Annotated in this window: 20 protein-coding genes; 14 read left to right on the forward strand and 6 right to left on the reverse strand. The window is 45.1% G+C overall.

The window, feature by feature from the left end; translation table 11 throughout:
- Positions 1–119: 119 nt before the first annotated feature.
- Both AB6E52_RS18475 and uspA read right to left on the reverse strand, forming a co-directional pair.
- Entirely contained in the window at positions 120–998 is an 879-nt protein-coding gene (locus AB6E52_RS18475) for a carboxylate/amino acid/amine transporter (RefSeq protein ID WP_017060148.1), read from the reverse strand.
- A gap of 52 nt (positions 999–1,050) precedes the next feature.
- The gene (uspA, locus tag AB6E52_RS18480; protein WP_017060149.1) at positions 1,051–1,485 is read right to left on the reverse strand and encodes a universal stress protein UspA; all 435 of its coding nucleotides are present in this window, start codon (positions 1,483–1,485) and stop codon (positions 1,051–1,053) included.
- 189 nt (positions 1,486–1,674) lie between these two features.
- Here uspA and ftnA point away from each other — a divergent pair, with 189 nt between their 5' ends.
- The 3 genes from ftnA to AB6E52_RS18495 all read left to right on the forward strand — a co-directional run bounded on the left by ftnA (position 1,675) and on the right by AB6E52_RS18495 (position 4,038).
- Complete coding sequence (gene ftnA / locus AB6E52_RS18485; protein ID WP_004735556.1) at positions 1,675–2,202, forward strand: non-heme ferritin; 528 nt, start codon at positions 1,675–1,677, stop codon at positions 2,200–2,202.
- 68 nt (positions 2,203–2,270) lie between these two features.
- Positions 2,271–2,594 carry a universal stress protein UspB gene (uspB, locus tag AB6E52_RS18490; RefSeq protein ID WP_004735557.1) on the forward strand — a complete coding sequence of 108 codons (324 nt, stop codon included), beginning with the start codon at positions 2,271–2,273 and terminating at the stop codon, positions 2,592–2,594.
- A 250-nt stretch (positions 2,595–2,844) separates the two neighbouring features.
- Positions 2,845–4,038 (forward strand): NAD(P)/FAD-dependent oxidoreductase, encoded by a 1,194-nt coding sequence (locus AB6E52_RS18495; RefSeq protein WP_102320562.1) that lies wholly within the window; start codon positions 2,845–2,847, stop codon positions 4,036–4,038.
- A 145-nt stretch (positions 4,039–4,183) separates the two neighbouring features.
- Here AB6E52_RS18495 and AB6E52_RS18500 read toward each other — a convergent pair whose 3' ends face one another.
- Entirely contained in the window at positions 4,184–5,077 is an 894-nt protein-coding gene (locus AB6E52_RS18500; RefSeq protein WP_102320563.1) for a DMT family transporter, read from the reverse strand.
- A gap of 138 nt (positions 5,078–5,215) precedes the next feature.
- Between AB6E52_RS18500 and rmuC the strand changes: the two genes are divergently transcribed.
- The 7 genes from rmuC (at position 5,216) to tatC (ending at position 11,551) form a co-directional block, all read left to right on the forward strand.
- Positions 5,216–6,748, forward strand: coding sequence for a DNA recombination protein RmuC (gene rmuC, locus AB6E52_RS18505; RefSeq protein WP_102320564.1), 1,533 nt, complete (start codon positions 5,216–5,218; stop codon positions 6,746–6,748).
- Positions 6,749–6,813: 65 nt separating this feature from the next.
- Positions 6,814–7,593: a bifunctional demethylmenaquinone methyltransferase/2-methoxy-6-polyprenyl-1,4-benzoquinol methylase UbiE gene (gene ubiE / locus AB6E52_RS18510; protein WP_026012235.1), complete on the forward strand. Its 780-nt coding sequence runs from the start codon at positions 6,814–6,816 to the stop codon at positions 7,591–7,593.
- Between the two features lie 98 nt (positions 7,594–7,691).
- Positions 7,692–8,297, forward strand: a complete 606-nt coding sequence (locus tag AB6E52_RS18515) for an SCP2 domain-containing protein (protein ID WP_102320565.1) — start codon at positions 7,692–7,694, stop codon at positions 8,295–8,297.
- The gene (gene ubiB / locus AB6E52_RS18520; RefSeq protein WP_102320566.1) at positions 8,294–9,928 is read left to right on the forward strand and encodes a ubiquinone biosynthesis regulatory protein kinase UbiB; all 1,635 of its coding nucleotides are present in this window, start codon (positions 8,294–8,296) and stop codon (positions 9,926–9,928) included. The genes AB6E52_RS18515 and ubiB overlap by 4 nt, the downstream gene beginning before the upstream one ends.
- A gap of 53 nt (positions 9,929–9,981) precedes the next feature.
- Complete coding sequence (gene tatA / locus AB6E52_RS18525; RefSeq protein ID WP_017060154.1) at positions 9,982–10,236, forward strand: Sec-independent protein translocase subunit TatA; 255 nt, start codon at positions 9,982–9,984, stop codon at positions 10,234–10,236.
- Between the two features lie 3 nt (positions 10,237–10,239).
- Positions 10,240–10,647, forward strand: coding sequence for a Sec-independent protein translocase protein TatB (tatB, locus tag AB6E52_RS18530; protein ID WP_017060155.1), 408 nt, complete (start codon positions 10,240–10,242; stop codon positions 10,645–10,647).
- Between the two features lie 148 nt (positions 10,648–10,795).
- The gene (gene tatC, locus AB6E52_RS18535; protein WP_017060156.1) at positions 10,796–11,551 is read left to right on the forward strand and encodes a twin-arginine translocase subunit TatC; all 756 of its coding nucleotides are present in this window, start codon (positions 10,796–10,798) and stop codon (positions 11,549–11,551) included.
- A 288-nt stretch (positions 11,552–11,839) separates the two neighbouring features.
- Here tatC and AB6E52_RS18540 read toward each other — a convergent pair whose 3' ends face one another.
- Entirely contained in the window at positions 11,840–12,601 is a 762-nt protein-coding gene (locus tag AB6E52_RS18540) for a TatD family hydrolase (RefSeq protein WP_017063053.1), read from the reverse strand.
- Positions 12,602–12,809: 208 nt separating this feature from the next.
- Here AB6E52_RS18540 and hemB point away from each other — a divergent pair, with 208 nt between their 5' ends.
- The 3 genes from hemB (at position 12,810) to polA (ending at position 17,843) form a co-directional block, all read left to right on the forward strand.
- Positions 12,810–13,853, forward strand: coding sequence for a porphobilinogen synthase (hemB, locus tag AB6E52_RS18545; protein ID WP_017060158.1), 1,044 nt, complete (start codon positions 12,810–12,812; stop codon positions 13,851–13,853).
- Positions 13,854–13,929: 76 nt separating this feature from the next.
- The gene (locus tag AB6E52_RS18550; RefSeq protein ID WP_017063054.1) at positions 13,930–14,364 is read left to right on the forward strand and encodes a GNAT family N-acetyltransferase; all 435 of its coding nucleotides are present in this window, start codon (positions 13,930–13,932) and stop codon (positions 14,362–14,364) included.
- Between the two features lie 680 nt (positions 14,365–15,044).
- Positions 15,045–17,843, forward strand: a complete 2,799-nt coding sequence (gene polA, locus AB6E52_RS18555; protein ID WP_102320567.1) for a DNA polymerase I — start codon at positions 15,045–15,047, stop codon at positions 17,841–17,843.
- A gap of 506 nt (positions 17,844–18,349) precedes the next feature.
- On the opposite strand, the gene AB6E52_RS18560 is transcribed toward polA, so the two are convergent.
- Both AB6E52_RS18560 and yihA read right to left on the reverse strand, forming a co-directional pair.
- Complete coding sequence (locus tag AB6E52_RS18560) at positions 18,350–18,955, reverse strand: GTP-binding protein (protein ID WP_102320568.1); 606 nt, start codon at positions 18,953–18,955, stop codon at positions 18,350–18,352.
- Between the two features lie 218 nt (positions 18,956–19,173).
- Positions 19,174–19,833 carry a ribosome biogenesis GTP-binding protein YihA/YsxC gene (gene yihA / locus AB6E52_RS18565; protein ID WP_017060162.1) on the reverse strand — a complete coding sequence of 220 codons (660 nt, stop codon included), beginning with the start codon at positions 19,831–19,833 and terminating at the stop codon, positions 19,174–19,176.
- A gap of 148 nt (positions 19,834–19,981) precedes the next feature.
- On the opposite strand from yihA, the gene AB6E52_RS18570 reads away from it, so the two are divergent.
- Positions 19,982–20,599: a cytochrome c gene (locus AB6E52_RS18570; protein ID WP_012602993.1), complete on the forward strand. Its 618-nt coding sequence runs from the start codon at positions 19,982–19,984 to the stop codon at positions 20,597–20,599.
- The last annotated feature ends 55 nt before the right edge of the window (positions 20,600–20,654 follow it).

Raw genomic sequence — 20,654 nt, forward strand, 5'->3', positions numbered from 1 at the left:
CAGCTCTGAAGGATCCTTCAACCGATCGCTTTGGCTTTAACTGATCGGCATTAGACCTTAGGTCGCTCTTTTGCTTTTTGGGGTTATCCGAGCTGACTCATGTAGCTCGTTCAAATCAGCTAAGCGTTGCTTGCGGATCTTGCTACGCGCTTCTTCACCCACGTCTCATTGACGAATAAAGAGAATAAGATAACGGCGCCACCAATAGACAAGCGAACCAAATCGACATCTCTGTTCCAAATCAGGATATTCACCACCAGACCAGCAGGAACCAAGGCATTGTTCATCACTGCCAGCGCGCCAGCATTCACCATGCACGCGCCTTTATTCCACATAAAGTAACCCAGCCCCGACGCAATCAAGCCAAGGTAGATCAGGATTCCCCATTGAAGTGTGGTGGTGGGCAGTTTCTCTGGGTTGCCTAGTAGCATGAAAGCCACTGACGCGACACATAGCGCCCCTAAGTAGAAGTAACCAAATACGGTTCGCTGAGGCAACTCGGTCGATTCCTTCTCCATCACCACCTTGTAGCCCACCTGACCAATAGCAAAGCACAGGTTCGCGCCTTGCACGACGAGGAAGCCGACTAAAAAGTTTTCGTTAATACCTGCGAACTTAATGAATACCGCGCCCAATACCGCAATTGCCGCTGTCACTAGGTACCACGGAGAGAATTGCCCTTTGAGAAAGTCATAAATAAGCGTGACGTAAATTGGGGTAAAGACAGTAAACAAAAGGACTTCAGGAACGGATAGCAGTAAGAAAGACTGATAGTAGAAGCAGTACATCAGGCCAAGCTGGATACCACCAATTGCCATCAATTTAGCGATCAGCTTACGCGATACGCCGCGAAACTTTAGGAAAGGAAGAAATACGACGCCAGCAAGGGCAACACGCATTAAAACAGAGAACCAAGAATCAACCTGACCCGCAAGGTAAACGCCGATCAGGCTAAAGGAGAAGGCCCATAGGAGGGTAACACCAGCTAAATAGCTCATAGTAAAACTTCGTTAATAAGATATGAGCTGTATGTTACCTAACCTTAAATCATTAGTCTTCTGAATCTCTTAGAGGCACGACCAGCATATCAACCGGAGAGGCGTTGATCAGTTGGCGTGTTGAAGAGAGCAGCTTGCTCCAAAAGTCTTGATGGTGACCGCAAACCACGAGATCAACATTGAACTCGTTGATGGTGTCACACAGCTCATGACTCAAATCACCACTGCCTACTAGGGTATGGGTGATCGGGTATTGGGCGTGCTCCGCAAAATTTTGCAGCTGAATACGAGACGCTTCCATCGCGTTGTGCTGGGTTTCGGCCATGTTGATATCAATCAGGCCGGTATACAGCTCTGCGTAGTTAATATCGATATGGATAAAAGAGACTTTGGCTTCCAATGGCTTAGCCAATGCTACCGCTTTATCCACAATTAATTTGCTGTCTTCTGATAAATCGACCGCGACCAAAATATGTTTGTAACTCATATCGCTACCTCCTTTATTCATTGTCTGATTTAAGATTAGCACTATGCGATGGTTTTTTTTGCTGAAGTGATCTCATATCCACTGTCTTGCGTAATGACAGCTCGAAATATTGGTTAACTAATGGCCTGCGAGATATTCATTAAATAGTGATATAGTAGAGAAAATTGAGGATGTAATTAGGAGTCTTAAATGCTGTCAAAAACTATGGTTGAGCAACTGAATGATCAAATTAACCTAGAATTTTTCTCATCCAATCTATACTTACAAATGAGTGCTTGGTGTGAAGACAAAGGATTTGAAGGTGCAGCAGAGTTTCTGCGTGTTCATGCAGTAGAAGAAATGGAACATATGCAGCGTCTTTTCACTTACGTAAGTGAAACAGGTGCAATGCCAATTCTAGGTGCGATTGAAGCGCCAAAACATGAATTTGATAGCCTTGGTGCAGTGTTCCGTGAAACTTATGAACATGAGCAGATGATTACTCAAAAGATCAACAAACTGGCTCACGTTGCTTTCAGCACACAAGATTACTCAACCTTTAACTTCCTGCAATGGTACGTTGCAGAGCAACACGAAGAAGAGAAGTTGTTTAAAGGTGTATTGGATAAGCTAGAGCTTGTTGGTGAAGACGGTAAAGCACTGTTCTTTATTGATAAAGACCTAGCGCAATTGGCAAAAGATGGTTCATCTTCAATTATGGAAGCTCCTGCCGTTTAGGTAGTACGGGAAAGACACTGATTATCTTTTTCTTTTGAGTTTTCTTATGAAGATGTAGGGAGGAAAGGATGATCAGCGGCGACACTATTCTATTTGCACTAATGGTTGTGACTTGCGTGAACTGGGCGCGATATTTTACTGCGCTAAGAACACTCATTTATATAATGCGAGAAGCACATCCTCTACTTTATCAACAAGTAGACGGAGGTGGATTCTTCACAACTCATGGCAATATGACCAAGCAGGTTCGCTTGTTTAGTTACATCAAAAGCAAAGAGTACCACCATCATCACGACGAAGTGTTTATGTCGAAGTGTGATCGCGTAAGACAGTTGTTTATACTTTCTTCCGCTCTGCTGGGTGTAACGTTGCTGTCTTCTTTCATCGTCTAAGTTATTTAGTACGTGTGAAGTAGAGTTTAGGTTTTGGTGTAAAGCTTCGGTTGTTGGTTCGCTAAGCCAAGTAGTGGTTTTGCTGCTGTCTGCAAATTGTACAATTGAACATCAATTGCAAAGTTTAAAATTGCCGCTAGAATAGCGAGCAATTAGTAAGGATGTGCTGTTTATGCACATCCTTTTTTATTGATGGCATTTCGAGAACAGGGCGTACTCGAGGTGCAAAAGTGAAGAAAGCAGAACCCCAATGAGTGAAAAGTTTGATGTAATCGTAATTGGTGCGGGCGCCGCGGGCTTAATGTGTGCTGCGGAAGCGGGTAAACGTGGCCGACGAGTGCTGGTGGTTGATCATGCAAAGAAACCAGGCAGAAAAATTTTAATCTCAGGTGGCGGCCGTTGTAACTTCACTAACTATGATGTTTCAGCCAACAACTTCCTATGTAACAACCCTCACTTCGTGAAGTCAGCCTTATCTCAATACACCAACTGGGATTTTATCTCGATGGTGAGCAAGTACGGTATTGAGTTCGAAGAGCGAGACCACGGCCAATTGTTCTGTGTGAATGACCACACTGCAAAAGACATCGTGAGCATGTTGCTTGAAGAGTGTAAGCAGGCGAAAGTTGAACAGCGCTACCGTTGTGATGTTCACTCCATCGAAAAAACAGACGCTGGCTTTAAGATGCACCTTAATACCGACGAAGTTGAGTGTGACTCACTTGTCGTGGCGACGGGCGGTTTATCGATGCCGAAACTAGGCGCGACGCCATTTGGCTATAAGATTGCCGAGCAGTTTGGCTTGTCTGTGATGCCGACTACAGCCGGTTTGGTGCCATTTACTCTGCATAAAGAAGACAAAGAAGCCTTTGCTGAGCTTTCAGGAATCGCGATTCCTGCCGAGATCACCGCGCAAGACGGCACCTTATTCAAAGAAGCGTTGCTGTTTACCCACCGCGGCTTATCTGGTCCTTCGGTATTGCAAATTTCTTCGTTCTGGAAAGCGGGTCAATCGGTTTCGATTAATCTAGTACCAGAAGCTGATGTGACTGAGTTGTTGGCGAACTCTCGTGAGAAGCATCCAAATCAGAGCTTAAAGAACACATTGGCAAAAGTATTACCTAAGCGTTTTGTTGAGGTATTGATTGACCGTAAAGAGCTGGAAGACAAACCGCTTAAGCAGTTCAACGAAAAGCAGCTTAATGGCATTGTTGAGCATCTAGAAAACTGGAAAATCGCACCAAATGGCACAGAAGGTTACCGTACGGCGGAAGTTACTCTTGGTGGCGTTGATACCGATCACCTCTCTTCAAAAACCATGGAATGTAAGAACATCAAAGGCTTATTCTTCGTTGGTGAGGTGATGGACGTAACGGGCTGGCTTGGTGGTTACAACTTCCAATGGTGTTGGAGTTCAGGCTTTACTGCTGGTCAGTGGGTTTAAGCTTTTAGCTTACTCACTAGATTTTAAATTATATAAAAATGGCGAGTTATACGACTCGCCATTTTTGTATCTAACATTGTGCTCTAGCTCTAGATTCGACTTTATCGATAGCTTTTCGTGCTCAATTGAATCTTTTAGCTCTTATTTACGCCGGTTTGTTTTTTGAAAACTTGATCTGCTGGATAACAAGGCCGGTAATGATCAGTACCAAGCCAAACAGGGTCGCTGGGTGAATCTCTTCGCCGATAATCGTGGAAAGTAGCATCAACGAGATAAACGGTGAGGCAAAAATCAGATTGCTGATACGCGCTGTGTTGTTGGTCAGTTTTAATGCCGAGAGCCACAAGACAAAGGTAATGCCCATCTCGAACAGGCCTACGTAAGTCACAGCCATCCAACCTTTTGCTGTGATTTGACTAAAGCTCTCGCCTTCGTAAAGGGTTAAACCGATCGCGAAAGGTAATGCCACTAAGAAACCAAGCAATACGCCAATCACAGGGTCAGCCTTGTTTTTGGTGTTTAGAATCCAGTATCCCGCCCAAAGCAGAGTAGAAAGCAGCGCCAGTGCCACACCGAGTGGGCTATCGAACTGCATGCCTAACACATCGCCTTTGGTGGCAATAACTACCACACCCGCATAGCTGAAGGTACACGCAATCCAATCTTGCTTACGAATCTTTTGCCCCAGAAAAACCGCCGCCATTAAGGTTAGCGTGATAGCCCAGCTGTAGTTGATGGCTTGAGCTTGAGAAGCGGGCAGCAGGTCGTAGGCTTTGAATAGAATCAGGTAATAAGCCAATGGGTTAACCAAGCCGAGCAGCAGGTAATACCAAGGGTTTGAAAGGAACGTTGTACTCAGCTGAGAGAGCTTACCTTGAAAGGCGCAGACTGCGATCAGCGCAATCGACGACACAATACTGGCAATGGTCAGCATTTGAATCGGTGAAAACTCAGCAAGGGTCAGCTTAAAAGCAGTAGCGACCGTTGACCACAGCAGTACTGCGGAAAGGCCAAAGCCCAAGGCACGACGTTCGTTCATGGCAACTCATTCTAATTTGATGGGACAGAATACGGAGCGCCTAGTCTATCTGTCGAATTTTAATACGGCAAACTGGACATTTATCCAGTATCAAAATACCATTTAATGAGTTATTTCAAATTAGGCTAAATCATTATCATGCAATGGATTATCGAACATCAAGCACCGCTTATTGCTGCTATTTCTGGCGCGCTCGTCAGCGGCGGTGTGGTGGGTTGGTGGATCAAACAGAAGTTCTCTTTTCAACAGCGACTTCTTGAACAGCAGCTAGAGTCCGACCGTTTGCTGCATGAATCTCAACAATCTCAGCTCAAGTCCTCGCTCGCAGAGGCGCAACAAGAGCTTAATGAGTTGGATGATGACCGAGACAAAGCGGCATTCGAGCTCAAGCAGGCGCACGGTAAGGTGATGGCTGCAATGGAAAAACTGCGCTACTTTGAGGCGGTAAAGCAAGAGCGCCAGCAGTACGCTGATGAGATCAATGTGCTTAAAGATCATAAGTCTGAATTAGAAGCCGAGCTGCGCGAGCAAGAAGCAAGGCATGACCAAGAAAACCTCGCCAATAGCGAAAAGCTGCAGTTGCTAGAGCAAGCTGAATCACGACTTAAGCAGCAGTTTGAATTGTTAGCGAACCAACTGTTTGAAACCAAAACCGCCAAGGTTGATCAGCAGAACAAGCAGAGCCTAGAAGGTTTGTTGTCACCTTTGAGAGAACAGCTAGAAGGTTTTAAAAAGCAGGTTAACGACAGCTTCAGCCAAGAAGCCAAAGAGCGTCATACTTTGGTGCATGAGCTTAAAAACCTGCAGCGTCTTAATGAGAGTATGACGCGTGAAGCGGTGAACCTGACTCAAGCGCTAAAGGGTGACAACAAACAACAAGGTAACTGGGGCGAGGTGGTGCTGGCTCGCGTGCTTGCTGAATCAGGACTGCGCGAAGGCCACGAATACCAAACGCAAGTGAACCTGCAAAACGATGCGGGCAAGCGTTATCAACCGGATGTGATTGTGCATCTGCCACAAGACAAGCAAGTGGTGGTCGATTCAAAAATGGCGCTGGTGGCATTTGAACGCTATTTCAATGCCGAAACCGATCAGCAACGTGATGCTGCATTACGTGATCACTTGGCTTCATTGCGCGCACACATTAAAGGCTTGAGCCAGAAGGATTATCATCAGCTCAAAGGCATACAGAGCTTGGATTACGTGTTGATGTTTATTCCGGTAGAGCCTGCGTTTCAGGTGGCGATTCAAGCCGACCCTAGCTTAGTTAAAGATGCGATGGAGCAAAACATTATCTTGGTCAGCCCAACCACCTTGCTGGTGGCACTGCGTACCATTGATAACTTGTGGCGCAACGATAGACAGAACCAGAACGCACAGGTTATCGCGGAACGTGCGAGCAAGCTTTACGACAAATTACGCCTGTTCGTTGATGATATGGAAGGTCTTGGCAGCTCATTAGATAGAGCCAACCAAAGCTACCAAGGAGCGATGAATAAGCTATTGACTGGGCGTGGCAATGTGATCCGTCAGGCGGAAAGCTTCAAGCAACTCGGTGTTGAGGTGAAGAAACCGATTTCGGTAGGCTTGGCTGAAATGGCGCAAAATGAGGCTTTTTCAGAAAATGCCTCCTTAGTAGAAAGACAACCCGCTGAGGATAAAGTAAACTAATCGGCCGCAGCGCCTCTAAACACGGAGCGTGCTGTCGATGAGAACTTACCATGGTAGATAACAGCATTATGGACACAAGCGTGCAGACAAATTCAGCAGTAGAGTCAGAAACCACACACTTTGGTTTCGAAACAGTCGCGAAAGACGAAAAAGTCGCGAAAGTAGCAGAGGTATTTCACTCTGTAGCCGCTAAATACGACATCATGAATGACTTAATGTCGGGTGGTGTTCACCGCTTGTGGAAGCGATTCACGATTGATTGCAGTGGCGTTCGCCCTGGTCAGCGTATCCTAGATCTTGGTGGTGGTACTGGCGACCTTACTGCGAAATTCTCGCGTATCGTTGGTGAAAAAGGCCACGTGGTTCTTGCTGATATCAACAACTCAATGCTGAATGTTGGCCGTGATAAGCTGCGTGATAGCGGCATTGTTGGCAACGTACACTACGTACAAGCGAACGCTGAAGAGTTGCCATTCCCAGATAACTACTTCGATTGCATTACGATCAGCTTCTGTCTGCGTAACGTAACCGATAAAGACCAAGCGCTGCGTTCTATGTACCGCGTACTTAAGCCGGGTGGCCGTCTGTTGGTTCTTGAGTTTTCTAAGCCAGTGCTTGAGCCACTATCAAAGGTTTACGACGCATACTCTTTCCACCTGTTGCCAAAAATGGGTGAGTTGATTGCTAACGATGCAGACAGCTACCGTTACCTTGCAGAATCTATTCGTATGCACCCAAATCAAGAGACTTTGGAAGGCATGATGCAAGAAGCGGGCTTTGAAAATACAAAATACTTCAACCTAACGGGCGGCATTGTTGCGCTGCACCGCGGTTACAAGTTCTAGTCGAGCTTGGTAGCAGGCTCGCTGAGCGTGCTAAACAATAAGAATAAAGATAGAACGGATAGGTTAAGGCTTATCCGTTTTCAAAGGTAAGGACAGTCATGCCACTTGATCCATTGGTAACCGCGGTTATTGAAACCTCTTTAAATACTTTCGTGAACGATGATCCAGCACTGGTTCGTCGTTTGTCTCGTTTAAAGGGGCAGATCATTCAAGTCAATTTGAAAGAGTTGAATAAAACACTCACTTTCGTTTTCAGCCAACAGATTGATGTGTTGTCAGAATACGAAGGGCAGCCTGACTGCTACCTATCTTTGAACCTATCGGTGTTACCTGAACTGCGTGAGCAATCGAACATCACCAAGCTGATCAAGCAAGATAAGCTGATCTTAGAAGGTGATATTCAACTGGCTCAGAAATTCGCTCAACTGATGACAGACTGCAAGCCTGATTTGGAAGAGTGGTTATCGCGCGTAACGGGTGATGTGGTTGCGCATACCTTGGTGCAAGGCGTTAAAAACGTCGGTGGCTTTGTAGCAAAACAGGCAACTAAGCATCAAAATCATGTTGCTCAAGTTCTGACTGAAGAGTGGAAGATCGCACCTGCACCGTTAGAAGTCGCGCATTTTTGCGACCAAGTTGATGACGTAAAAAGCTCTGCTGCTCGTCTTGAAGCTAAGTTGAACGCTCTGTTGGAGAAAGCATGACCCCAGCAGAACTGAAACGTCTTTATCATATTATCAAGGTACAGTTGGAATACGGCCTTGATGAGTTGATGCCGGAACACCAACTGACTAAAGCCCCTTTGTTGGCGCGAAAGTCACTGTTTTGGCTCAAGAACAAGCATCAAGATAAAGAGTTGGGTCATCGCTTGCGCCTTGCGCTGCAAGAACTTGGTCCAGTGTGGATCAAGTTTGGACAGATGATGTCGACACGTCGTGATCTGTTCCCTCCTCATATCGCCGATCAGTTGGCGTTGTTGCAAGACCAAGTTGCGCCGTTTGATGGTCAATTGGCGAAGCAAGATATGGAAAAGGCGTTGGGTGGCAGTTTAGACAACTGGTTTACCGACTTTGATATCGAGCCACTGGCTTCTGCTTCTATTGCTCAGGTGCATACCGCAAAGCTTAAAGAGAGCGGTCGCGAGATTGTTCTGAAGGTCATTCGACCTGATATTCGCCCGGTGATTGACGCAGATCTAAAACTGATGCACCGAATGGCGCGTATAGTCGCTAAGTCGCTTCCTGAAGCACGTCGTTTGAAACCGGTTGAAGTGGTTCACGAGTACGAGAAAACGTTACTTGATGAACTCGACCTGCGCCGTGAGGCGGCCAATGCCATTCAACTGCGACGTAATTTTGAAGGCAGTGAAGAGCTGTATGTTCCAGAGGTTATCCCTGATCTAAGCAGCGAAACCCTGATGGTGTCAGAGCGAATCTATGGTATTCAAGTCTCCGATATTGAGACGTTAAACTCCAACGGCACCAACATGAAATTGCTCGCGGAACGCGGTGTGACGGTATTCTTTACCCAAGTATTCCGAGACAGCTTTTTCCATGCAGACATGCACCCGGGCAACGTATTTGTTAACCCAGAGAATCCAGATAACCCTCAGTGGATTGGTTTGGATTGTGGCATTGTCGGCACGCTCAACAGCGAAGATAAGCGCTATTTAGCAGAGAACTTGTTGGCTTTCTTCAATCGAGATTACCGTAAAGTTGCCGAGCTGCACGTGGATTCGGGGTGGGTGCCACACGACACCAACGTCAATGATTTTGAGTTCGCGATCCGTATGGTGTGTGAGCCAATCTTTGCAAAACCACTTGGCGAGATCTCATTTGGCCATGTGTTGCTAAACTTATTTAATACAGCAAGACGTTTCAACATGGAGGTTCAGCCTCAGTTGGTACTTCTACAGAAGACCTTGTTGTATGTGGAAGGCCTAGGTCGTCAGTTGTATCCGCAACTTGATTTGTGGGCAACCGCCAAGCCTTTCCTTGAAACCTGGATGATGAATCAGGTGGGGCCGCAAGCTGTGATCAACGCAGTAAAAGAGCGCGCGCCATTCTGGGCAGAAAAACTGCCAGAGCTGCCAGAGCTACTTTATGACAGCTTGCGCCAAGGTAAAGCGATGAACCACAGAATGGATCAGCTTTATCAAGGTTACCGAGATAGTAAGCGTCAGCAAGCAACTGGAAAGTTTTTGTTTGGCGTTGGAGCCACTTTAGTCGTATGCTCCGCAATATTAGTTTCAAGCCCTTATGAGCAGCTATCTATGGGCTGTGGCATCGCAGGTGTCACATTTTGGTTGCTTAGTTGGCGAGCTTACCGTCGTTAGACAGTAGACTCTCTTAATATTTTTATGTGTAGACAGACCCGAGGACAATGACAATGGGTGGTATCAGTATTTGGCAACTTCTAATCATTGCTGTAATTGTAATTTTGCTATTCGGAACAAAGAAACTGCGCGGTATGGGTGGTGACTTAGGTTCAGCGGTTAAAGGCTTCAAAAAAGCGATGAGCGATGAAGACAAGCCTGCAGATAAGAAAGATGCAGACTTCGAACCAAAGAATATTGAACAGCAGAAGACAGAAGCTCACGCTGAAACAACTGCTGAAACAAAGAAAGACAAAGAGCAGGCGTAAATCGTGTTTGATATCGGTTTTTGGGAACTGGTATTAATATCTGTCGTTGGGTTAGTGGTTTTAGGGCCTGAGCGTTTGCCCGTGGCGATTCGCAGTATTTCCAAGTTTGTTGGACAAGCGAAAAGCATGGCAAACAGTGTGAAAGATGAACTTTCTCATGAGCTTAAGGTGCAAGAGCTGCAAGAAAACCTACGCAAGGCGGAAAAAATGGGTATGGAAGATTTATCTCCAGACCTTAAAGCGTCAGTCGATGAACTCAAGCAGGCCGCTGCTGAGGTTCAACGTCCGTATGCTAAGCCTGAGTCTGATAAGCCAAGTGAGACTAAACCTAGTGTCATGGAAACTGTGGAATCTGAAACCATTCAGGTCAACAGCGAAGCTTCAGCACCGTCAGATAAGAAAGCCGAATAGTCTCGCAAGGAGGAGTCGCCGGATACTTGATTCGCTAGATGTTTAAATAGATATCTATTCAAGTAAATAACTATTCAAGTGGATACCAATTCAACTGGATAGATACACGCGCGGCTCCTTTTCGATCTTCCTGTTTAAGAGGTTTGACATGTCTTCGACTGAGCAGACACAGCCTTTAATTAGCCACCTTCTAGAACTACGTAATCGCCTACTACGTGCGATTGTCGCGGTGCTAGTGATATTTGTCGGGCTAATTTATTTTGCTAATGATATTTATGAATTCGTATCAGCACCTTTGGTAGATCGTCTACCGGAAGGGGCGACGATGATCGCAACCGATGTTGCATCGCCATTTTTCACACCGCTGAAATTAACCTTGATCGCGTCTATATTCCTCGCGGTTCCGTTTATTTTGTATCAGGTGTGGGCTTTTGTTGCTCCGGGTTTATACAAGCATGAAAAACGCTTGATCATGCCGCTATTGGCTTCAAGTTCATTGCTGTTTTACTGTGGTGTGGCGTTCGCTTACTTTATTGTATTCCCGTTGGTATTTGGCTTTTTTACGGCCATATCATTAGGGGGAGTAGAGTTCGCAACCGACATCTCAAGCTATCTTGATTTTGTACTCGCGCTGTTCTTTGCTTTTGGTATTGCCTTTGAAGTGCCTGTTGCGATTATCTTGTTGTGTTGGACGGGGGCAACAACGCCTCAATCTCTGTCTGAAAAGCGTCCTTACATTGTGGTGGGTGCTTTCATCATCGGTATGATGCTGACACCACCAGATATGATCTCGCAAACACTGTTGGCGATTCCAATGTGTATTCTGTTTGAGATTGGTCTGTTTTTCGCACGCTTTTATACGCGTAAGCCAGATGCGGATGAAGAGGAAGAAGCTGAATCTTGATTCGGAATGCTTCAGTAAAAATCACATAATAAAAAAGCGGCCTAGGGCCGCTTTTTTATTATGTCTGTTTATCGAATCTTTAACTGATAGCCACAGTTCTGACATATATAGAGCTCTTTGATGCCCAAAATTTTATGCCATAGGGTTCGATGTTGACGTTGTAAGTGTTGTGAATGGTCACACATAATCAACTACCTCTATATGCAGGTGGTTGATACTATACATGTCACTTAGCTTTCTCAAATAAATTCAGGAAAAATCCGTAATAATTACTTATTAATAGATTTGTCATAAATTAAACAATGCCTTAGCATTTTTGGTGGTTATGTTTTCGACTTCTTCAAGGGTAATTCCGCGTAATTCGGCGATGCGTTTTGCTACTAATTCTGTGTAGGCTGGTTCATTGCGTTTACCGCGATTCGGTGTTGGTGCCAAGTATGGGCAATCTGTCTCTAGAATGACGTAATCCATATCGAGATGTGGGATCACCTTGTCCATCCCAGAGTTCTTAAAGGTCGAAACGCCGCCTAAACCTAAATGAAAGCCTAGCTCGTTGATCGCTTGAGCTTCCTCTAAGCTGCTACCAAAGCAGTGGAATACCCCGCGTAAGCTGCCATCTTGTTCTTTACGAAGTAGGGCAAGTGTCTCTTCAATGGAATCACGAGTGTGGATCACCACAGGTAGATCAAGCTCTTTTGCCCACTGCAGTTGAGTCACAAACGCCATCTCTTGTTCAGCCTTGAAGGTTTTATCCCAGTACAAGTCGATACCAATCTCACCCACGGCGATAAAGTCATGCTTATCAAACCAAGCTCGAATGGTTTTGAGGGTTTGCTCGATATTCGCATCCACATAACAAGGGTGTAAGCCCATCATTGAACGGCACACATCAGGAAACTGCGCTTCCGTTGCTAACATTGGTTCGATAGATTCTAAATCGATGTTCGGCAATAGAATGGTATCAATCCCTTGAGCCAGTGCGCGCTGCACAACTTGTTCGCGGTCTTCATCGAATTCACTAGCGTAAATATGAGCATGGGTGTCGATCATTGTTTTGTCCTGAAAGCGGTCTTTACTGAGTTGTCATGAGTATACGGCAGTGTGAGGAGAAGGTCATTTTTTGCCATTTATCCCTATTTTTGATTGGGTTTCATATTTTACTGCTAGCGTCCTGAGCCATCAGTGATATGCTTTTGCCTGTATTTAGCACTTTTCATATCTAAGTATTTCGGTGCTTAGACTAGGCAAGGAGAATCTAGTGTCTGTTTCAATTCAAGGTCAATTCCCAGGTCGCCGTATGCGCCGTATGCGTAAGCACGACTTTAGCCGTCGCCTAATGGCAGAAAATCAATTGTCTGTGGATGATCTAATCTACCCAATGTTTATCCTGATGGGTAAAGACCGCCGCGAGCCTGTCGAGTCAATGCCAGGTGTTGAACGCTTGTCGATCGACTACATGCTTGAGGAAGCAGATTACCTGTCAAAGCTGGGTGTTCCTGCGATTGCTCTATTTCCAGTCGTGAACCAAGATGCTAAAAGTTTATGCGCAGCTGAAGCTCATAACTCAGAAGGTTTGGTGCAGCGCGCTGTACGTTTACTAAAAGAGCATGTGCCAAACATTGGCGTTATTACTGACGTAGCACTAGACCCGTTCACCACTCACGGCCAAGACGGCATCATCGATGAAGATGGTTACGTGATGAATGACGAGACGACTGAAGTCTTGATCAAGCAAGCATTATCACACGCTGAAGCGGGTGCGGATGTGGTTGCACCGTCAGATATGATGGATGGTCGCATTGGTAAGATCCGTGAAGCGTTAGAAGAAGCGGGTCATATTCATACCCAGATTATGGCGTACTCTGCGAAATACGCATCGTGCTACTACGGTCCATTCCGCGACGCAGTCGGCAGTGCTTCGAACCTGAAAGGTGGTAACAAGAAGAACTACCAGATGGATCCTGCGAACAGCGATGAAGCGATTCACGAAGTTGCTATGGATCTTAATGAAGGTGCGGACATGGTGATGGTGAAACCAGGCATGCCTTACCTTGATATTGTTCGTCGTGTTAAGCACGAACTGCAAGCGCCTACGTTTGCTTACCAAGTATCTGGTGAATACGCGATGCACAAAGCGGCGATTCAAAATGGCTGGCTGAAAGAGCGCGAAACCGTCATGGAATCACTGTTGTGCTTTAAGCGTGCTGGCGCTGATGGCATTCTTACTTACTTCGCTAAAGATGTCGCAGAGTGGCTTGCTGAAGATAACGCACAAGCTGCTGAGCATTTAAAAGAAAAGTAACAGTGTAGATCTCACTTAAGTGATCAGTAAAGGGTTGGCCATTGTGCCAGCCCTTTCGTTTATAAGGATGAATAAGATGTCAGTTGTCGTACGTGAAGGTTCTTTAGAAGAAGTGGTGTCTGTGGTCGAGCAGATCTCTGAGTTCGCTAAAAAAGAGAGTGTCGCTTCTCTGTCAGAGCGGCTGGCAGGGAAAAAGAGCCTTATCTTAGTGGCTGAAGAAGCTGGCGTGTTGCTTGGCTTTAAGATCGGCTATGAATTGGATCAAGATACTTTTTACAGCTGGTTTGGTGGCGTGTCACCGCTCGCGAGGAACAAAGGCGTTGCACAGGCGCAATTAGACGTTCAGGAACAGTGGGCGAAAGAGCAGGGCTACAGACAGTTAAAGGTTAAGTCTCGTAACCAGTTCCCTGCAATGTTGCGCCTGTTATTGAGAAACGGTTACCTAATCGAAAGATTTGAAGAAAAAGAAGACATTAATGACCATAGAATCCATTTTTTGAAGCAAATTTAAGCACTGCTGTTAACGATTTATAAATCAAATGAGATTTATTATCATTTAATTGTTGACCATTAAATGAGAATCATTATTATTAACTTCGTCTTAGGGAATGAGGAAATGTTCACAAGGATGTTAAGTACTCAAGTATCTACTTGGTTACCCAACAGAATTCTCGCGAACTTGTACTAAGTTCTTTTTGACACGACATTGCTCACATTGCTTCCAGTGTAATTTATAGCTTTTAGGTAAAGCTGTGGTATTCAATTTGAATGGCTTTACCGGTTTTTGCTAGGCGACATCTTCGGGTGTCGCTTTTTTTTATACCTACCATTTCAACATGATGCATATTTAGTGGCACGTATTTTTATGAATAAAACGCCATCAGCATTCTTTTCCACAACGCAAGATCGAGAAAAGATCGTTGATCATCTGTTCGATCTGTAAAATTATTCTTTATTTTCAGTTGTTTATTGGTGTTTTTTGAGTTGTTCACCTTAGTTCTCAACAGGGTGGATAAATAATATAAACAGAGTTATCCACAGAACGCTTGCGTCTAAGAACAAAAAATAACAACAAATCGATTATAACGAACACAACCGAGTGAACGGATACAGATCGACAACGTGGAATCCAACCAACAGACGTGGCATTCTTAACAGATAATTTCTGTACTTACTGGATACACAAACATTATGGCTCGTATTCCTGATAATCCATTGATTCTGATCGATGGCTCTTCTTACCTATATCGCGCGTTCCATGCTTACCCTGGCACAATGAGCAATGGTGATATCCCAACTAACGCTGTTTACGGTGTAGTTAACATGCTGCGCAGCATGATGCGTCAATTTGCTTCTGATCGTATTGCGGTAATTTTTGATGCGAAAGGAAAGACGTTCCGTGATGACATGTACCCAGAGTACAAGGCAAATCGTCCACCTATGCCTGATGATCTTCGTTGCCAGATTGAGCCTTTGCACAATGTGATTCGTGCAATGGGTTTGCCACTTATCTCTATTCCCGGCGTTGAAGCGGATGATGTGATTGGTACGCTAGCTTCTCAAGCATCTAAAGCGGGCATGCCGGTTTTGATCAGTACTGGCGATAAAGATATGGCGCAGCTGGTTGATGACAACGTTACTTTGATCAACACCATGACCAACGTGGTTATGGATCGCGAAGGCGTGATAGAGAAGTTTGGCATCCCACCAGAGCTTATTATCGACTACCTTGCACTGATGGGCGATAAAGTGGATAACATTCCTGGCGTTCCAGGTGTTGGTGACAAAACAGCAACTGCTCTACTACAAGGCATTGGTAGCATCGAAAAGCTGTATCAAAACCTGGATGATATTGCCGCTCTTGGCTTCCGTGGTTCAAAAACCATGGCTAAGAAGCTGATTGATAATAAAGACAACGCTGAGATGTCTTACCAGCTTGCAACGATCAAACTGGACGTCGAGTTAGAAGAGACACCTGAGTCGCTTGTAAAAGCACAACCAAATACGGATGAGCTGATTAAGCTATACGGTCAACTGGTCTTCAAATCTTGGTTGAACGAGCTACTGGAAGGCGGCAGTGGTGTGGTTGAGGCGGATGAAAAGTCGGGTGCTGTGCGTAGCAGCACGGCATCAACCACTTCTACCGTAGAAATGAACACCTCTGCAGTGACGATTGATCGCAGCAACTACGAAACCATCTTAGATGAAGCCTCTTTTAATGCGTGGCTAGAGAAACTGAAAGCGTCAGAGGTGTTTGCCTTTGATACTGAAACAGACAGCTTGGACTACATGGTGGCTAACCTTGTTGGTCTATCATTCGCAACCGAAGAAGGCGTTGCCGCTTACGTACCGGTTGCTCATGACTACTTAGATGCACCTCAACAACTGGATCGTGATTGGGTACTTGAACAGCTTAAGCCGATTCTTGAAGATGACGCACAGGCTAAAGTCGGTCAAAACCTGAAGTACGATATGAGCGTTTTAGCGCGCTACGGTATCGAGATGAAAGGCATCAAGCACGACACCATGCTAGCGTCTTATGTTTTTAATAGCGTTGGCGGCAAGCATGATATGGATAGCCTAGCGCTGCGTTTCCTTCAGCACAGCTGCATCTCATTTGAGCAAATCGCAGGTAAAGGTAAGAAGCAGCTTACTTTCAACCAGATTGAGCTGGGAGAAGCGTCTCCATACGCAGCAGAAGATGCTGACGTGACACTACGTCTTCATAACCGTTTGATGGAAAACATTGAGCAAGATGAAAAGCTAAAAGCCATCTATGAAGAAATCGAAGTACCACTGATCCCTGTAATGTCTCGCATTGAACGTACCGGCGTATTCATCGATGACATGTTGCTGGGCGCTCAATCGCAAGAGATTGCGGTTCGATTGGATGAGCTAGAACAGAAAGCCTACGAGATTGCAGAGCAAGAGTTCAACATGAACTCGCCAAAACAGCTGCAAGCGATCTTGTTTGAGAAAATGGGTTTGCCAGTTATTAAGAAAACGCCATCAGGTGCACCTTCAACCAACGAAGAAGTGCTGCAAGAACTGGCTCTTGATTACCCGCTACCTAAGCTGATCATTGAGTATCGTGGTCTTGCGAAACTCAAGTCGACCTACACAGATAAACTACCTAAGATGATCAACGCTGAAACGGGTCGTGTTCATACGTCTTATCACCAAGCGGTGACAGCAACGGGTCGTTTGTCTTCAACAGATCCAAACCTACAGAACATCCCAATTCGTAATGAAGAAGGTCGTCGTATCCGCCAAGCATTCGTTGCACAACATGGCTGGAAGATTCTAGCGGTCGATTACTCTCAAATTGAATTGCGTATCATGGCGCACCTGTCGGGTGATAAAGCGCTTCTGGAAGCATTCCAACAAGGCAAAGATATTCACGCGGCAACGGCTGCTGAGATCATTGGTGTTGATATTGAGAGTGTGACCACTGAACAACGTCGTCGTGCTAAAGCCGTTAACTTCGGTCTTATCTACGGTATGAGTGCCTTTGGCTTGGCTAAGCAACTGGGTATTCCTCGTGGCGAAGCACAGCACTACATGGACACTTACTTCGAGCGTTACCCTGGCGTAATGCAGTATATGGAAGACACGCGCAGTGCTGCTTCAGAGCAAGGCTTCGTTGAAACCATTTACGGTCGTCGACTGCACCTTCCTGAGATTCAATCTCGTAATGGCATGCGTCGTAAAGCTGCTGAACGCGCGGCGATCAATGCGCCAATGCAAGGCACAGCAGCGGACATCATTAAGAAAGCGATGTTGTTGGTGGATGAGTGGATTCAAGCGGAAGGCGATGGTCGTGTAAAACTGCTTATGCAGGTACACGATGAATTGGTGTTTGAAGTGGAAGAGTCATCTTTAGCCGAAATTGAAAGTAAAGTACAAGAATTGATGGAATCCGCTGCAGAGCTAGAAGTGCCGCTTGTCGCGGAAGCTGGCCACGGTGACAACTGGGATCAAGCCCACTAATCAGTTTTTGACCTTAATAAGCAAATTAGTATGAGCCAGTGCACAAACACTGGCTTTTTTTTGTCTCAAATAAAGTTAAGTCGTAATAAGAATTTAGGTGTTTTAATAAAACATTCATGAAAAAAAACTACAAAAATTGTTTTCATTTCTGAGCAATTGTTGTACATTAAATCTTGTAGGGTACAGAGGTAAGATGTTCTATCTTTCAGACCTTTTGTTTCACGTTATTGGATTAGGCTGATTCAGCCGCCCCAGTCAGTATTTGACTGGGGCGTTTTTTCTTGTGCGAAAGAAAAATATTTCCAACCTACCATTCCCCCGTAAAACCTCTCATTTTTAGTGCCTTTATTACACTTTCTCAAGCACAGTGATAAGCCCCTGATTTGCCTTAGATCTGGAATTCGATCAGCTTTTGGTAATTTAAATCCGTCTCTAAGTCGATTGTTTTATCACTTGAAATAACTTTTATTTTACAAGTTATCGATAAAGGATTGATGGATCACGCCTTATTTATCAGTGTATTGAGTCGGTGAATGCTCAATGTAATCCATGATTTTCTGTTGTTTCTCGGTGCTGTATTTCAGTGCTTCGGCGGTGATCTGGATGGATTGTGCCATCGAAGAGATATTGTTGGTCGCTTTTACCAAGGTTTGCTGCATGGGTTTCAGGATAAGCAGATAGATAGCGGTCAAAGCGATAATAATGACGGCGATAACGGCCGCCAGCGCAATGATGATCTTGGTCTGAATGTCATCCAACAGCATTTGACTGGTTTGTTTAAAGGCGAGTCGAGATTGGTCTAAGGCTTGTGGCAGTTGATTGAGTGATGTCTTGGTGGAGCTCGCAAGCTTATTGATGCTTTCAACGGTTTGATTGAGGGCTTGTTGCTGGTCGTCGCTTAGGTTGGGGTTGTTGACTATCGCTTGCAAAGATTGCGATATCACCTCAAGAGACTTACTCGCGTCTTGGGCGTACTTTTCCATGCCATCGAGGTCTAAGGTCATATCGACATTGATCAGTGGGGCTTGTTCTTGTTCTTGTTCTGCTTCAGAGGCAAACCCTGTCAGTGAGACCAACATAAGTGCAATGATGGCCAATGGTGTTTTCCACATGAGTATTCCTTTCTCATTGTTCTGATTATTTAGATGTGTCTTTTAGTATGGTTCACTTCTATTGGTTTTAGTGGCTAAATCCGATTTTTAACACTAAAAACTTAGGCTTAACTCACTCATTTTTGGGCAAAAAAATACCCCACCTATATAAGGAGGGGCATTGATAAGGCTAAATCACGTGTTGTAAGTGCTCTAACCTATAGCGATAAGTAGAGGAACTACTCTGAGTCGTTGTGCTCTTCGTCTGCTAACTCATCAATGATTTGATCAGCAAGCGCAGGCGCAAACCACTCATCCATCTTGGCACGCAGTTGGTCAACGCCGATGCCCTTCATTGAAGAGAAGACATCAACCGCAACATCACCACCGAAAGATTTTGCATCGTTACGGATTTTCAGTAGCTGTGCTTTACGCGCACCACTTTTCAGTTTGTCTGCTTTTGTTAACAAAACCTGTACTGGGATGCGGCTATCGATAGCCCAGTAGATCATTTGTTGGTCAAGGTCTTTCATTGGGTGACGGATATCCATCAATACCACTAAACCTTTCAGGCTTTCACGTCGTTGTAGGTATTCACCTAGCGACTTCTGCCATTTTTTCTTCATCTCAAGTGGTACTTGAGCAAAGCCATATCCAGGTAAATCGACGATATGACAACCGTCCGTTACCTTAAATAGGTTGATTAGCTGAGTTCGACCGGGTGTTTTACTGGTTTTCGCCAAGCTTTTTTGGTTTGTAACGCGATTTAGCGCGCTAGATTTACCAGCATTGGAGCGTCCTGCAAACGCAATTTCGATCCCTTCGTCTTCTGGTAAATGACGAATATCAGGTGCACTGGTAATGAAATGCGTGTTTTGATAATGAATTTTTACGCTCACTGTTAACTCCATCTCGACTTTGTGTAGTCGATTGATTACTTTTTTGTGAATTTGTGTAAAATAACCGTGCTCGGCATAAGGTCGCCTATTGTACCATGAGTGGCAACATAGAGTGGTACTGGAAGCTTGATAATTATAATGGAATGTCATGAAGAAATTAGCGCTAATTTTGAGTCTTTTAGCCAGCTGCTCAGTATGGGCTCAAGGTAGTATTGAAGCTGGTAAAGCCAAATCACAAACATGTGTTGCCTGCCACGGTGCTGACGGCAACAGCCTGATCACTCAGTACCCTAAGCTGGCTGGTCAACATGAGAAGTATCTAGAGAAGCAGTTAAAAGAGCTTAAGCTAGGTATGACAAGTGGTGGTAAGCAAGGTCGTTACGAACCTGTAATGGGTGCAATGGCGATGCCTTTATCTGAAGAAGATATGGCTGACCTAGCGGCATACTACGCCTCTCTACCTATCTCTAGTAACTCTACTCCTGAAAATGTAGTAGATGAAGGTAAGGTTCTTTACACAGCGGGTAACGCAGAACGCGGCGTAACGGCGTGTATTGCTTGTCATGGCCCTCGTGGTAATGGTACCGAACTTTCTGGTTTCCCTAAAATTTCTGGCCAGCACGCAGATTACATCAAGGCTCAACTTGAGAAATTCCGCGATGGTGACCGTAATAACGACATGAATGCGATGATGCGTGATGTAGCTAAAAAGTTAACAGACGCAGATATTGATACCTTATCGAAGTACGTTGGTGGTTTACACTAATATGTCGGTTTCTTGCTCTTAGCCAGAGTAAAGAAATGTACGTTCGAGCGAGATT

The sequence above is a fragment of the Vibrio sp. 10N.247.311.13 genome (genome assembly GCF_041467595.1).
In the GTDB taxonomy this organism is placed as follows: domain Bacteria; phylum Pseudomonadota; class Gammaproteobacteria; order Enterobacterales; family Vibrionaceae; genus Vibrio; species Vibrio crassostreae_C.

What these genes read in the sequence shown, in the direction of transcription:
- AB6E52_RS18475 (WP_017060148.1), bottom strand. Translation starts at nt 998, where the DNA reads ATGAGCTATTTAGCTGGTGTTACCCTCCTATGGGCCTTCTCCTTTAGC.
- uspA (WP_017060149.1), bottom strand. Translation starts at nt 1,485, where the DNA reads ATGAGTTACAAACATATTTTGGTCGCGGTCGATTTATCAGAAGACAGC.
- ftnA (WP_004735556.1), top strand. Translation starts at nt 1,675, where the DNA reads ATGCTGTCAAAAACTATGGTTGAGCAACTGAATGATCAAATTAACCTA.
- uspB (WP_004735557.1), top strand. Translation starts at nt 2,271, where the DNA reads ATGATCAGCGGCGACACTATTCTATTTGCACTAATGGTTGTGACTTGC.
- AB6E52_RS18495 (WP_102320562.1), top strand. Translation starts at nt 2,845, where the DNA reads ATGAGTGAAAAGTTTGATGTAATCGTAATTGGTGCGGGCGCCGCGGGC.
- AB6E52_RS18500 (WP_102320563.1), bottom strand. Translation starts at nt 5,077, where the DNA reads ATGAACGAACGTCGTGCCTTGGGCTTTGGCCTTTCCGCAGTACTGCTG.
- rmuC (WP_102320564.1), top strand. Translation starts at nt 5,216, where the DNA reads ATGCAATGGATTATCGAACATCAAGCACCGCTTATTGCTGCTATTTCT.
- AB6E52_RS18515 (WP_102320565.1), top strand. Translation starts at nt 7,692, where the DNA reads ATGCCACTTGATCCATTGGTAACCGCGGTTATTGAAACCTCTTTAAAT.
- ubiB (WP_102320566.1), top strand. Translation starts at nt 8,294, where the DNA reads ATGACCCCAGCAGAACTGAAACGTCTTTATCATATTATCAAGGTACAG.
- tatA (WP_017060154.1), top strand. Translation starts at nt 9,982, where the DNA reads ATGGGTGGTATCAGTATTTGGCAACTTCTAATCATTGCTGTAATTGTA.
- tatC (WP_017060156.1), top strand. Translation starts at nt 10,796, where the DNA reads ATGTCTTCGACTGAGCAGACACAGCCTTTAATTAGCCACCTTCTAGAA.
- AB6E52_RS18540 (WP_017063053.1), bottom strand. Translation starts at nt 12,601, where the DNA reads ATGATCGACACCCATGCTCATATTTACGCTAGTGAATTCGATGAAGAC.
- AB6E52_RS18550 (WP_017063054.1), top strand. Translation starts at nt 13,930, where the DNA reads ATGTCAGTTGTCGTACGTGAAGGTTCTTTAGAAGAAGTGGTGTCTGTG.
- polA (WP_102320567.1), top strand. Translation starts at nt 15,045, where the DNA reads ATGGCTCGTATTCCTGATAATCCATTGATTCTGATCGATGGCTCTTCT.
- AB6E52_RS18560 (WP_102320568.1), bottom strand. Translation starts at nt 18,955, where the DNA reads ATGTGGAAAACACCATTGGCCATCATTGCACTTATGTTGGTCTCACTG.
- AB6E52_RS18570 (WP_012602993.1), top strand. Translation starts at nt 19,982, where the DNA reads ATGAAGAAATTAGCGCTAATTTTGAGTCTTTTAGCCAGCTGCTCAGTA.